Origin of the sequence: Arthrobacter sp. efr-133-R2A-63 (genome assembly GCF_030209795.1) — a bacterium.
GTDB lineage: Bacteria > Actinomycetota > Actinomycetes > Actinomycetales > Micrococcaceae > Arthrobacter > Arthrobacter bambusae_A.
On sequence record NZ_JARVRG010000004.1, the window covers coordinates 370892 to 384032 of the forward strand.

Sequence of the window (13141 nt, forward strand, 5' to 3'; positions counted from 1 at the left end):
TGGCAGCGGCCTAGTGCCGGTCCTGGCGGGCGATGAAGACTTCCTTGAGCAGCAACATGATGGCCGCCGCGGTCGGGATGGCGATCAAGGCACCGAGCACGCCCAGTAGGCTGCCGCCCGCGATCACCGAGATCACGGCAACAGCACCCGGGACGGCAACGGCTTTCTGCATGATGCGCGGGGAGATGAAGTAGGCCTCGAACTGCAGGTAGGCGAAGTAGCAGATGGCGTAGATGACGGCGGTCTGCCAGCCCGCCGTCAGGGCCACCAGGATGACCACGACCGCGGCAATCAGGCCGCCCACCAGCGGGATGAACGCAAGCAGGGCAACCACGAAGGCCAGCAGGACGCTGAACGGAATGCCCAGGATGCTCATGACGATGAAGGCGAACAAGGCATTAAGCAGGGCCACGCACACCTGGCCGATCACGTAGTTGCCCACCGAGCGGGTGATTTCCTCGGAAAGCGCCTCCACCCGGGGCCTGCGCGACCGCGGAGCGAGCCGGTATCCCCATCTCTTCATGGCAGGCAGGGCCCCGAGGAAGTAGAGACTGAGGACCAGGACGATCAGCGTCCCGAAGACCCCGTTGGCCACCGTGGATCCGAAACCAACGACGCCGCCGAAGATGCCGCCCATCGCGTCGGGATTCTTGACGAACTTGTCGAGTTCCTGGCTGATCTTGTCGCGGACGCCGAATTGGCTGTCGAGGGAGCGGAAGAAGTCGGAATCCACGAAGCTGCGGATCCAGTCCGGCGCTTGCCGCACGATCTGCGAGACCTGTTCCACGATGGTGGGGATGAGGGTGGCGAAAAACGCCGCCACTCCGGCCACGAGGACTCCGACGGCGATGACGACGCCGGCAGGGCGCGGCACCTTGCGCTCCTCGAGCCCGCGCACTACCGGGTCAAGTCCCAAGGCAATGAACAGGGCCGTGACGATCCACAACAGCAGCTGTGCGGTGTTGGTGCCGATGTAGTACAGCATGAGGGCGACCCCGACCCCGGCCGTGCCCATGAATCCGAGGTATAGCGGATGTTGCGCGGACATCCTCGGGCCGGGGGAACCGAAGCGCGGACCGTCTGTGTCATCCTGAGCGGGCTCGGTTGCCGCGTCGTGCTCAAGCTCGGGAGGCATTTCGAAACGGAGCCGTGGCTGGGCGCCCGGAATGGGCTGGCGTAGGCGGCGTACGAAGGACGCCATCAGGCCCTCGCCGTGATCCTTGCCGTCCTGGGCAGGCCCGTTGGCCAAGCCGTCCGGGCCAGTCCCCGGTTCTTGTTCCGCGGGAGTGGGATCCTTGCGCTCTTTCACGTGTTTCAGCTGCCTTTTCGTTCCGTGGTCAGGCTCGAGGAGTGCTCGATGCCATGTTGTTCGCCACACTATCAGCAGGCCGGAATTGGCGAATTCTAGAGGTTGAGCCGCGCGTCGGGAAGTCCTTGGGGAGGACCCCGAACTGACTCTTTGGTAACAAAACCGTTACCCTTGAAGTTCAACGACCGCTGATGATTGGTATTCCTGTGCGATTGAAGACTGCAGTTTCGCTGGTGCTGCTTGGCCTGCTGACACTGTTGGCCGGCATTGGCCAGCTGACCTTTTGGGCCCCGGCCGAGACCGTAACCGCGTCCGCTCCCGGCGGCTCCAAAGCCGCTCCGCTGACCGTGATCACCCAAGACGTGTTGACCCACCAGGGTGGTCCCAGACAAATCAACATCAAGGGCGACGGCAAGTTCGTGGTGGCCGTCGGACGTCCTGATGACGTGGATGCGTGGGTCGGCAAGACCGCCCACAACAGCATCACCGGAGTCTCCGCGGACGGCAAATCACTCCAGGTTGCCGGCACCGACGGCGAAGCAACCGCTCCGTCGCCTGCCGGATCGGATATGTGGGTGCAAACCGAGAACGCCAACGGACAGTTGGACTACACCTTTACACCGCCTGCGAGTGGCAATTGGTCGCTCCTCCTGGCAAGCGACGGAACCAAGCCGGCGCCGTCGTCGGTCTCCATCACATACGCCAACGATGCCACCATGCCGTGGGCCGTCCCGCTGATCGTCATTGGCGCCATCCTCATTGTCGCGGGTGCGGCGTTGCCGTTCGTCAGCAAGTTCACGAGGGGCAGGGGCCCGCGCCGCAGCGGTCCGCGAGGCGGCGGCAGCACCGGAGCCGACAGGGACTCTATCGGCGGGGACACCCCCAAGGACTCCGAGAAGCCCCTCATCGGCGGGGACGCCTCTGCCGGGGACACCAACAAGGGCACGGCCGGGGGGCCCGCACTTCGCATTTCGCTGATAGCAGCGGCCGTTGTGACCGCCCTCGTGGGTGGCACCGCCGCAGGCGCCCAAGCGGCCGGGACTCCTTCTCCTTCCGGATCGGCGACGACGGGCTCCGGATCCGCGACGGCGAGCCCGGCTGGGGTCGCCGCTGCGCCCGCTGTCCCCGTGCTGGTGGACGCGCAGCTCAAGCGCATCCTGGACCAGGTGGCCGGCGCCGTGACCGCCGGGGATGCCGCACGCGATGCCTCCAAACTCGCTCCCCGGGTTGACGGCACCGAGCTGCAGGTGCGCACGCAGAACTACAAGATCCGGTCCCAAGTCGCCACGCATGAGGCGCGGATGCCGGTCCGGTCCAGCAAACTGCTGGGCAGTGTCATCTCCACCCAGCGGACCTGGCCGCGCACCGTGATTGCCCTGACCCAGGGCGATGGCAACGTGGTTCCCCAGGTGCTGACCCTCGTGCAGGCCTCGCCGCGCGAGAACTACAAGCTGCAGAGCACTTCGCCGCTTCAACCGGGAACATCCTTCCCGGCGATCCCCTTGGGCGGAACCGCGCAGCTGGCGGCCGGAGACAAGACCGGACTGCAGTACAGCGGGACCGAAGCAATGGCAGCCCTGGGCGATCGCTTGACCAAAGCTGATTCGGCGTTCAAGGACAAGCTCGTGGAAGGCACCAATTCGCCGTACATTGCCGATGTCCTTGACTACCAGGCGAGCACGGTCAAGTCCGGCACCAATGGCGACTTCACCTTCACGCACACGCCCTCTCCGGCGGATACCGCCGTGTTCCGGACCTCCGACGGCGGCGCAGTAGTGGTGGGAAAGCTGGACTTCAATTTCACCAGCAAGCCCAAGGCCGACGGCGACACGTTGACCGTGGACAAAGCCGCGGCAGTGCTCGCGGGCGGGGATTCCACGAAAGTCGGCCTCGTGCAGACCTTCTCGGAGTCGGTGGCCATTTACATTCCACCGGCAGGCTCCACCGCTCCCATGAAGCTTGTTGCCGCGGTCCGCGGTCTGGTGGGAGCCAGCTTCCAGTAGGCAAATGCTGTTGGCGCAGCGGCTAGAGTGGACGGTATGAGTTCGCCAGGATCCCGTCCCGTCTCTCCAGCCGCTGCCAGCCAGCTCAACCTGCGCGGCGCCGTCGACCTCTCTGCATTGCGGCGCCCTGCGCCGGCGGCACCGAGCGGTGCCCCGGCTGCGTCCGGCGGCAGCCCCGGAAGCGGCCAGCCGCTTCGCGTCGATGCCACCGAGGCCAATTTCCAGGACCTCGTCCAGCTGTCCGCGCAGATTCCCGTCCTTTTCCTTTTGTGGTCAAACCGCTCCTTGGAGGCTTCGACCCTCCTGCATAGCCTTGAAGGCGTCGTCGAAAGCTACGGCGGCAAAGTGGTGCTGGCCGCGGCGGATGTTGACGCCTTCCCGCAGCTTGCGCAGGCATTCCAGGTCCAGGCCATCCCCACCGCGATCGCGGTCCTGAAGGGCCAGCCCGTGCCGCTCTTCGAGGGGCCCGCTTCGGACCAGGAAATCCGCAGCCTCATCGACGAACTCCTCAAGGTGGCCGAAGCCAACGGCGTCACAGGCAGCATCGGTACAGGTGACGCCGGCGCGGAGGCCCGTCCTCTGCCGCCGCTGCACCAGGCCGCCTTCGACGCCATCGAAGCCGGGGATTACGCCGCTGCCGCCAGGGCTTACCGCCAGGCGCTCGCCGAGAAGCCGGCGGACGCCGAGGCCAAGGCAGGACTCGCCCAAGTGGAGTTGATGGGCAGGCTCGAGCTCCTGACGGCAACGGAAGCCGAAACCATGCGCCAGCGGGCGGCAGAGGAGCCGGACGACATCGACGTGCAGCTCACGGTGGCCGACCTCGACATCTCGGGTGGACACATCGAGGACGCGTTCAACCGCATCATCGCGTTCATTGGCCGCAACTTCGGTCCCGAGCGGGAAACGGCGCGCGTGCGCCTGCTGGAGCTGTTCGACGTCGTCGGCATTTCGGACCAACGCGTGGCCAAAGCCCGTCAAGGTCTGGCGCGGGTCCTCTTCTAATGACTCAGCCGGCGCTGTTCAGTCCGCTCTCATTGCGCTCTCTGACGTTGCCGCATCGTGGCTGGGTTTCCCCGATGTGCCAGTATAGTTGCTCGCCCGACGGCGGGGGAGGCGTACCCAACGATTGGCACCTGGTGCATCTTGGAGCTTTTGCGACGGGAGGCGCGGCCCTCATCCTCACCGAGGCGGCGGCGGTCAGTCCCGAGGGCCGGATCAGCCCGCGGGACGCCGGAATGTACACGGACGAGCAGGCGGCGGCGTGGGAACGGATCGTTGACTTCGTCCACCGCAACAGCGCCGTGGGCGGTAAGATCGGCGTCCAGCTGGCCCACGCCGGCCGCAAGGCTTCCACGTACTGGCCCTTCGCGGACGAGAGCGGATCAGTGGCGGAGTCCGACGGCGGGTGGGTGGCCCGGGGTCCCGGGTCTGAGGCCTTTGCCGGGCTTGCACGTCCGCTTGCCATGAACGAGGCGGATATCCACGCCGTGATTTCGGATTTCGCGGCGGCGGCTTCACGGGCGGTGGACGCCGGCTTCGACACGGTGGAGATCCACGGTGCGCATGGCTACCTCCTGCACGAATTCCAAAGCCCCCTCATCAACACGCGCAACGATGCGTGGGGCGGCAGCGAGGCCGGCCGAAACCGGTTGATGCTCGCGGTCGTCGACGCCGTCCGTGCTGTCATCCCCGATTCGATGCCGTTGTTGCTGCGGATTTCCGCGAGTGATTGGGCTGAGGGCGGCGTCGACATCGATGCCTCCGTGCGGCTCGCGCGGGCGGCGTCGGAGCATGGCGTGGACTTGGTGGACGTCTCCAGCGGGGGCGCTGTGGCCCACCAGCGGATCAAGGCCGGCCCTGGGTACCAGACGGGATTCTCGGAGCAGATCCGGCGCGAAGCGGGGGTTTCCACCGGGGCAGTCGGCTTCCTGACGTCCTCGGGGCAGGCAGAACATACGGTGGCCACGGGCCAAGCCGACGGCGTGTTCATGGCACGGGCTGCCCTCCGCGATCCGCGCTGGTGGCTTCGCGCGGCTTTTGAACTCGGGTTCCCCCTGGATTGGGCGCCGCAGTATCAGCGTGCGGTTCCACGGCACAGCTTCTAGGCGCTAGTCCTTTGGGATGAGGCGGCTCCCGAAAGGCGCTCCGTAGTTCCCCCTCCGGGACGACCCCTGGAAGCGTGCCCGGGGCTAGGCTGGCTGCATGACTGTCCAGCTTCCCGGTTCTCCCCTAAACTCCCCGGTGCCCGCCTTGGCCCTGCGCGGCCTGGCGAAACGCTTCGGTGGCAAGATCGCGGTCGACGGGATCAGCCTCGACGTTCCCGCCGGCTCCTTCTACGGGGTTGTTGGTCCCAACGGGGCGGGCAAGACGACAACGTTGTCCATGGCCACCGGGCTCCTGCGGCCGGACTTCGGAACGGCACATGTGCACGGCGTGGACGTGTGGGCGAAACCGCTCGAAGCCAAGAAACTGATGGGAATACTGCCCGACGGCGTTCGCCTCTTCGACCGCTTGACGGGTGAACAGCTCGTCACCTATGCCGGCTTGCTCCGCGGCATGGACAGGGACGTCGTTGCCCACAGGGTGGGAGAACTGATGGCCGCGCTGGACCTGAGCGGCGACGCCGGCACCCTCGTGGTGGACTACTCCGCCGGCATGACAAAGAAGATTGCCCTCGCCTCGGCCCTCATCCATGCGCCCAGGCTGTTGGTACTGGATGAGCCCTTTGAGTCCGTCGATCCCGTGTCGGCAGCCAACATCAGGGGAATTCTTGACAACTATGTGGCCTCGGGAGGGACGGTCATCGTCTCGAGCCATGTCATGGACCTGGTGCAGCGCATGTGCGACCACGTGGCCGTCGTGGCTGCCGGCAGGGTCCTCGCCGCCGGAACCGTCGACGAGGTCCGCGACGGCGCCTCTCTCGAGGACCGCTTTGTGCAGCTCGTGGGCCGCGGAAACCAGACGGGAGGCCTCGAATGGTTGCGCACCTTCTGAGCCTGAAGTGGCGGCTCCTGCTGAACGGTTTCCGCCGCAGTCCGGCCCAGCTTGTGGGAATCGCGATCGGCGGACTCTATGCGTTGGGTGTTGTCGTGACCCTCGTGGTGACACTCGTCGCCCTGCGGTGGGCCGACGCCGAGACGGCCCACACCGCCGTCGTCCTCGGTGGCGCAGCCGCGATCGTTGCCTGGGCTGTGGTGCCGCTGATGGCTTCGGCCGCGGACATGACGCTTGACCCTTCCCGCTTCACCACGTCGACGGTTCCCATGCGCCAGCTACTGACCGGACTTGCCCTCGCCGGATTCATCGGATTGCCGGGCCTGTCCACAGTGATTGTGGCGTTGTTCACGGCGGCAACATGGTGGCGCAGCGTGCCGGCGGTGCTGGGCGCACTGCTGGGCGCCGTGCTCGGCGTGCTGAGTTGCGTGGTCTTGTCGAAAGTCATCACGACGGCGACTGCCGGCCTGGCTGCCTCCCGCCGCTTCAAGGATGTGAGCAGCATTGTGGTCTTTGTGCCGCTCGTGCTGATGGGACCGATTGTTGCCGGCGTCTTCAGGGGAGTGTCCGGTTCCACCGGCTATCTTCCCGAGCTTGCCCGGATGGTCTCCTGGACTCCGCTCGGTGCTTCCTGGTCGCTTGGCGGCGATCTCGCGTCGGGAGATGTTGCGGCTGCCGGCCTGAAGGCCTTGATCGCCCTGGCAACCCTCCTCGTGTTGTGTGCCGCGTGGAATGCCTTGCTCAAGCGGGCACTCGTCACTCCGCCGTATTCCGGTGGCTCGGGGAAACGCGGCGGAAAACTCGGCTTGTTCGGGCTGCTGCCGGCAACTCCCACGGGGGCCGTGGCTGCGCGGTCCCTCAGCTACTGGATCCGCGACCCGCGCTACGCAGCGTCGCTCATCGTGGTCCCGTTGTTGCCCGTGATTTTCCTGTTCCAGTCCGGGCAGTCCGGAAGCTATTCGATGCTGGTGATCCTGGGGCCAATCGCTGCGTTTATCCTCGCATGGTCGATCGCCGCTGATGTTTCCTATGACAACACCGCATTTGCCTTGCATCTGGCCACCGGGGTCCGCGGCATCCATGACCGGCTCGGCCGGGCCTTGGCCTGCCTGGCATTCGCCCTCCCGGTGGTGGTGATCTTCGCCGTCGGGCCCTTCTTCCTGACGCGGGATTGGAACTGGTCACCCGGTGTCCTGGGCCTTTCCCTGGGCGTCCTGTTTTCGGGCCTTGGCTTGGCCTCCATCGTGTCGGCGCGCTACACGTCCAACGTGCCGTTGCCCGGTGACAGCCCCTTCAAGAAGCCGCCGGGAAACGTTGCCCAGACGCTGGCGGTCCAGTTCGGGGGGATGGCGGTGCTGTTCCTCTTGGTGCTTCCTGAACTTGTCCTGGTCATCGTCCAGTCCGTCACGGGCGATCCGCTGTGGGGATGGATCAATCTGGCCATTGGTACGGTTCTCGGGGTGGCCTTGTTTATGGCCGGTGTCCGGATCGGTGGCCGCTGGCTTGACCGCCGCGGGCCGGAGCTCTTCGCGCAATTGAGCGTCAACCGTTGATTCCATGACCAACAATGATAATTTATAGGACATGGGATAACCTCGAGTTTGAACCAGTCGATCCGGGAAACACAGCTAGAAAGGTCGTGGACGATGGAAGTTGTCATCCTTCCGGGAAGCAAGCAGATCGGGGTGCTCGCCGCGGACGCCATCGAGGCGCTGCTCCTCCGAAAGCCGAACGCCGTCCTGGGCCTCGCCACAGGGTCCTCTCCGCTCCCCGTTTACGACGAACTGGCGCGCCGCCACCAGGAAAGAGGCCTCGACTTCAGTCAGGCACACGCCTTCGCCCTTGACGAATACGTCGGGCTCAAGCCGGGGCATCCCGAGTCGTACCGTGAAGTCATCCGCCGTGAATTCACGGACCGGGTTAATATCGACCCTGCCAATGTCCACAGCCCGGACGGTACCGCGGCGGACCTTCCCGCAGCCTGCGAAGCGTACGAAGACTCCATGCGCGCACTCGGCGGCGTTGACCTTCAGATCCTTGGTGTGGGCACCGACGGCCACATCGGGTTCAACGAACCCGGCTCCTCGCTCGCTTCGCGGACCCGGATCAAGACGCTGATCGAGCAGACCCGCAAGGACAACGCCCGCTTCTTCAAGAGCATCGACGACGTTCCGCACCACGTCGTCACACAGGGCTTGGGAACGATCATGGACGCCCGGCACGTGGTCCTGATTGCCACCGGGGCGCAGAAAGCCCAGGCGGTCAGGGACTTCGTCGAGGGACCGGTGGCGGCCATTTGCGCGGCATCCGTGCTGCAGATGCACCAGCACGCCACCATCCTCCTCGATGAAGCTGCCGCGTCTTCGCTCAAGCTCGCCGACTACTATCGCCACACCTATGACAACAAGCCGAAATGGCAGAGCATCTGACACGGTGCATCTGATCGCGAAGCATCAGCGGCTAAGATGGATGGCATGACGACGCTGCCTCCGGACCCATTCGAAAACGATCCCATGCGCGAGCTTTCCGGAGCCGGAACTTCCACTGCAACCATTGAGCGCGAGGAATTGCGCCAGGAAGTGGAACCCGGTGACCGGGAGCGTTTCTCGCACTACGTCCGCAAGGAAAAGATCATGGAGTCTGCCCTCACGGGCGAACCCGTGATTGCACTATGCGGCAAAGTGTGGACCCCTGGCCGGGACCCGCAGAAGTTCCCGGTCTGCCCCGAGTGCAAAGAAATCTATGAAGGACTTCGCCCCGGTAACGACGGCGGAGACAAAGGCGGCTCGGGCGGCTCCAAGTAGCGAGCAAGCCCCAGTAGTAAGAAATCCCTGGTAGTCGGGTATTTCCTGGTAGTAGGCGGAGGAGTGCTTTTCCCTGCCTGTGTGCTGCCCCGCGTGATTCGGCGCATCCGGAACAGATTGGTGTCTTTTGTGGTTATTTGGGCTTCGCTGGCTGCAGCGGCCTTGCTTGGAATCGTTGCTGGTCGGGGGGAAACCGCGTGACTGAAACGCTCTTCGGCGGCCCCGCGCTGCCCCCGGCCTATCCGGAACGCGCAGCCTGGGGAACCGCCCCGAAGTTGCGCGCCTGGCAGCAGGAAGCGCTGGACCTGTACCTGAACGCCAGCCCGCGCGATTTTCTCGCCGTGGCAACCCCGGGCGCCGGTAAGACCACCTTCGCCTTGCGGATTGCGTCGATGCTCCTTGACAGTGGAACCGTGAACCGCGTGACGATCGTCGCACCTACGGACCACTTGAAACGGCAGTGGGCGGACGCCGCGGCCAAGGTGGGCATTGCCATCGATCCGAACTTCAAGAATGCGGACGGCCAGCACGGCAGGGGCTTCGTCGGCGTCGCGGTGACCTATGCGCAAGTGGCCAGCAAGCCCATGCTCCACCGGGCGAAGACCGAGGCCGCCCGCACCCTGGTCATCCTCGACGAAATCCACCACGGCGGCGAAGCGTTGTCCTGGGGCGATGGATTGCGCGAGGCCTTCGATCCCGCTGCGCGGCGCCTGGCCCTCACGGGAACGCCTTTCCGTTCCGACACCTCACCCATCCCTTTCGTGGAATACGCCGAAGACCGGGACGGCATCCGCCGCTCGAAGGCGGACTACACCTACGGCTACGGCAATGCGTTGAGGGACCACGTCGTCCGGCCCGTGCTGTTCATGGCGTATTCGGGCCAAATGCGTTGGCGTACCAGCGCCGGAGACGAAATGGCGGCTTCCCTTGGCGAGGCTGCCGTGACCAAGGACATCACCTCCCAGGCCTGGCGTACTGCCCTGAACCCGAGCGGCGAATGGATTCCCGCCGTTCTTGCCGCCGCCGACAAGCGCCTCAGCGAGGTCCGCCGTACCGTGCCCGACGCCGGCGGCCTGGTGATCGCCACGGACCACGACGACGCCCGCGCCTACGCCGGTCAGCTCAAGAAGATCACGGGCCAGTCGCCCACGGTGATCCTGTCCGATGATTCCAAGGCTTCGCACAAGATCGAGGAGTTCACGGCGAGCGACAAGCGCTGGATGGTGGCGGTCCGCATGGTGTCCGAAGGCGTTGACGTCCCCCGGCTTTCGGTCGGCGTCTACGCGACGTCCACCTCCACGCCGCTGTTCTTCGCCCAAGCCGTGGGCCGTTTTGTCCGTGCCCGCAAACGGGGGGAAACGGCGTCGGTCTTCTTGCCGTCCGTGCCGCCGCTCATGGCCTTGGCGAACTCCATGGAAGCCGAGCGGGACCACGCACTGGACCGGCCCGAGAAGGAAGACGCGGACGGCCTCTTCAACCCCGAAGAAAACCTGATGGCCGAGGCCAACCGCGAAGAGAAGGCCTCTGACTCCCTGGAAAAGGGTAAATTCGAGGCCCTCGATTCCCAGGCATCCTTTGACAGGGTGCTGTTCGACGGCGGCGAATTCGGTACGGGAGCAGACATCGGCTCCGAGGACGAACTGGACTTCCTCGGGATCCCCGGGCTGCTCGACGCCGAACAGGTCGGAACGTTGCTCCGGCAGCGGCAGCACGACCAGCAGTCGAGGAAGAAGCGCCAGTCTCCGTTGGCCACCGCCGCGGCGCCGGCGGTTCCGGACCACCGCATGCTGATGGATCTGCGCAATGAGCTCGCCAAAAACGTCGCAGCATGGTCGGCCCGCACCGGCACCCCGCACGGCGTGGTCCACAACAAGTTGCGCGAGGTGTGTGGCGGACCGGCCGTGGCCCAGGCAAACGAAGAGCAATTGCAGTCGAGGCTGCGCAAGCTCCAGGATTGGTTCATCGGCCGGAAGTAGCTCTGCCTGGCAAGGCTACTGGCGCTTAGCGCTGCCCGAGTTCGACGCCGTTCTCTTCCAACTCGGCGTAGGTCTCGTCAAGATCCTCCGCGATGCCGGCGGTGAGCTCACCGATCACGGTCACGGAGTAGCCCGCCTGCACGGCGTCGAGCGCGGTGGCCCTGACGCAGTAGTCCGTGGCAATGCCGACCACCACCACTTCTTCCACTCCGTGGCTCTGCAGCCAGTCATCGAGCCCGAGGGCGTCCTCGTCCAGCTCGACGGAGGGGACGGCGCCGGGCGCGAGCTCGCCCATGGGCACTTCGTCTTCGGGTGCCAGGACTCCTTCGAACCCCGAATAGGCCGCTGTGTACTGTCCCTTGCGGAAGTACGCCTGGATGTACTCGGCGTCGAGATCCGGATGGAGTTCGGCGCCTTTGCTCCCGGCGCGGCAATGCGGCGGCCAACTGTCCACGAGGTCCGGTGTCTCCGAAAAGTGGCTGCCGGGATCCACATGCCAGTCCTGCGTGGCAACAACGTGGTCGAAGTGCTGGTGGTTGGCGTCAAGGTATTCGCTGATGGCGGCGGCGGTGGCTGCGCCACCTTCCACGGCGAGGGACCCGCCCTCGCAGAAATCATTCTGGACGTCCACGATAATCAGGGCACGGGACATTCAGTCCTCCTCATAGACGGTGGGGATCGCGGGCTCGCCGCGCTGCAACCTCCGGACTACCGGCGGGAGTTCGTTCATGGTGGCAGCGTGGCGTTCCTGTGCCCGGACCACGCCCTCAGGGCCTGTCCATCCAGGGAGCAGTTCGCCGTTCTTGATGAACTGCTGGAGCAGCGGGCGATCGTTGCCGTCGTCTTCCGGCCGGTGTCCGATGCCCACGATCTCGTGGGTCGCGATGCCGAGTTCGTTGAGTTTGCGCAGGGCGTATTTGCGACCACCCACGCTGGCCTTGTTCTTGGCTACTTTGGCCACGGGAACGAATTCGCCGGCGTCGTTGGTCCGGCTGACGAGCTTGTACACCATGCTGGCCGTCGGAGCTCCCGATCCGGTGACCAGGGAGGTGCCTACGCCATACACGTCCACCGGTGCCGATTGCAGGGCCGCGATCGCGAATTCATCGAGATCCGAGGTGACGACGATCCGGGTGTCGGTGTTGCCGAGGTTGTCCAGCAGATCGCGGACCCACTGGGCCTGGGCCACGAGGTCGCCGGAATCAAGGCGGACGGCCCCGAGCTTGTCACCCGCGAGCTCCACCGCGGTGCGTACCCCGACCTCGACGTCGTAGGTGTCTACCAGGAGCGTGGTCCCCGGTCCGAAGGCGGAAATCTGGGCTTGGAAGGCTTCGCGCTCGGTGTCATGCAGGAGCGTGAACGAATGGGCGGCCGTCCCTACGGTCTTGATGCCGTAGCGGCGGCCGGCCTCGAGGTTGGAGGTGCTGCCGAAACCGGCGATGACGGCGGCGCGGGCTGCCGCCGTCGCGGATTCCTCCTGGGTGCGTCGGGAGCCCATCTCGATGCACGGCCGGTTACCGGCCGCGCTGGTCATGCGGGAGGCAGCCGAAGCAATCGCGGTGTCGTGGTTGAGCACGGACAAAATGTACGTTTCCAGGATGCACGCTTCCGCGAACGTTGATTCGACGATCAGGATGGGGGAGCCGGGGAAGTAGGCTTCGCCCTCCGGATAGCCCCAAATGTCGCCCGAAAACCTGTAGTCCGCGAGGAAGTCCAGCGTCTGCCTGTCAACTACTTTGTGTTGATCGAGGAACGTGAGTTCGGCGTCTCCGAAACGGAAGTCCCTGATGCCCTCAAGCAGCCTGCCCGTGCCGGCGACGATCCCGTAGCGGCGGCCATCGGGCAGGCGCCGGGCGAAGGCCTCGAAGACGGAGCGCCGGTGTGCCGCGCCCGAATGGAGGGCAGCTTCGAGCATTGTCAGCTCATAGTGATCGGTGTACAACGACGTGCGGGGGTGGTCCCAGGCGACGGATCTGCTCACGGATTCACTCTAGTCCCCGGCGGCTCCCACGTCTCGCTGCGCTCAACGCGGGGCCCTCGCCGCCGTGGGCCCAT

The 13141-nt window shown here is 65.4% G+C and carries 11 protein-coding genes; 8 read left to right on the forward strand and 3 right to left on the reverse strand.

Annotated features, from left to right (window positions below; genetic code table 11):
- Positions 1-10 precede the first annotated feature (10 nt).
- A complete protein-coding gene (locus QRN45_RS02330; RefSeq protein ID WP_242598481.1) occupies positions 11-1201 on the reverse strand; it encodes an AI-2E family transporter in 1191 nt (396 codons plus the stop codon).
- 299 nt (positions 1202-1500) lie between these two features.
- Here QRN45_RS02330 and QRN45_RS02335 point away from each other — a divergent pair, with 299 nt between their 5' ends.
- The 8 genes from QRN45_RS02335 (at position 1501) to QRN45_RS02370 (ending at position 11086) form a co-directional block, all read left to right on the forward strand.
- On the forward strand, positions 1501-3312 hold the full coding sequence (locus QRN45_RS02335) for a DUF8094 domain-containing protein (RefSeq protein WP_284762360.1): 1812 nt from the start codon (positions 1501-1503) through the stop codon (positions 3310-3312).
- A gap of 36 nt (positions 3313-3348) precedes the next feature.
- Complete coding sequence (locus QRN45_RS02340; protein ID WP_284762361.1) at positions 3349-4314, forward strand: tetratricopeptide repeat protein; 966 nt, start codon at positions 3349-3351, stop codon at positions 4312-4314.
- Positions 4314-5417 carry an NADH:flavin oxidoreductase/NADH oxidase gene (locus QRN45_RS02345; protein ID WP_284762362.1) on the forward strand — a complete coding sequence of 368 codons (1104 nt, stop codon included), beginning with the start codon at positions 4314-4316 and terminating at the stop codon, positions 5415-5417. The genes QRN45_RS02340 and QRN45_RS02345 overlap by 1 nt, the downstream gene beginning before the upstream one ends.
- 97 nt (positions 5418-5514) lie before the next feature.
- Positions 5515-6306 carry an ABC transporter ATP-binding protein gene (locus QRN45_RS02350; RefSeq protein ID WP_264636593.1) on the forward strand — a complete coding sequence of 264 codons (792 nt, stop codon included), beginning with the start codon at positions 5515-5517 and terminating at the stop codon, positions 6304-6306.
- Positions 6288-7859: a transporter gene (locus QRN45_RS02355; protein ID WP_284762363.1), complete on the forward strand. Its 1572-nt coding sequence runs from the start codon at positions 6288-6290 to the stop codon at positions 7857-7859. The genes QRN45_RS02350 and QRN45_RS02355 overlap by 19 nt, the downstream gene beginning before the upstream one ends.
- Positions 7860-7952: 93 nt before the next feature.
- Positions 7953-8735 (forward strand): glucosamine-6-phosphate deaminase, encoded by a 783-nt coding sequence (nagB, locus tag QRN45_RS02360; RefSeq protein ID WP_284762364.1) that lies wholly within the window; start codon positions 7953-7955, stop codon positions 8733-8735.
- A 36-nt stretch (positions 8736-8771) separates the two neighbouring features.
- Positions 8772-9110 (forward strand): DUF3039 domain-containing protein, encoded by a 339-nt coding sequence (locus QRN45_RS02365; RefSeq protein ID WP_059387622.1) that lies wholly within the window; start codon positions 8772-8774, stop codon positions 9108-9110.
- 197 nt (positions 9111-9307) lie between these two features.
- Positions 9308-11086: a DEAD/DEAH box helicase gene (locus QRN45_RS02370; RefSeq protein WP_264636590.1), complete on the forward strand. Its 1779-nt coding sequence runs from the start codon at positions 9308-9310 to the stop codon at positions 11084-11086.
- A gap of 25 nt (positions 11087-11111) precedes the next feature.
- Here QRN45_RS02370 and QRN45_RS02375 read toward each other — a convergent pair whose 3' ends face one another.
- Both QRN45_RS02375 and QRN45_RS02380 read right to left on the reverse strand, forming a co-directional pair.
- Positions 11112-11738: an isochorismatase family protein gene (locus QRN45_RS02375; RefSeq protein WP_078108495.1), complete on the reverse strand. Its 627-nt coding sequence runs from the start codon at positions 11736-11738 to the stop codon at positions 11112-11114.
- Positions 11739-13067, reverse strand: coding sequence for a nicotinate phosphoribosyltransferase (locus QRN45_RS02380; protein WP_264636589.1), 1329 nt, complete (start codon positions 13065-13067; stop codon positions 11739-11741).
- Between the last annotated feature and the right edge of the window lie 74 nt (positions 13068-13141).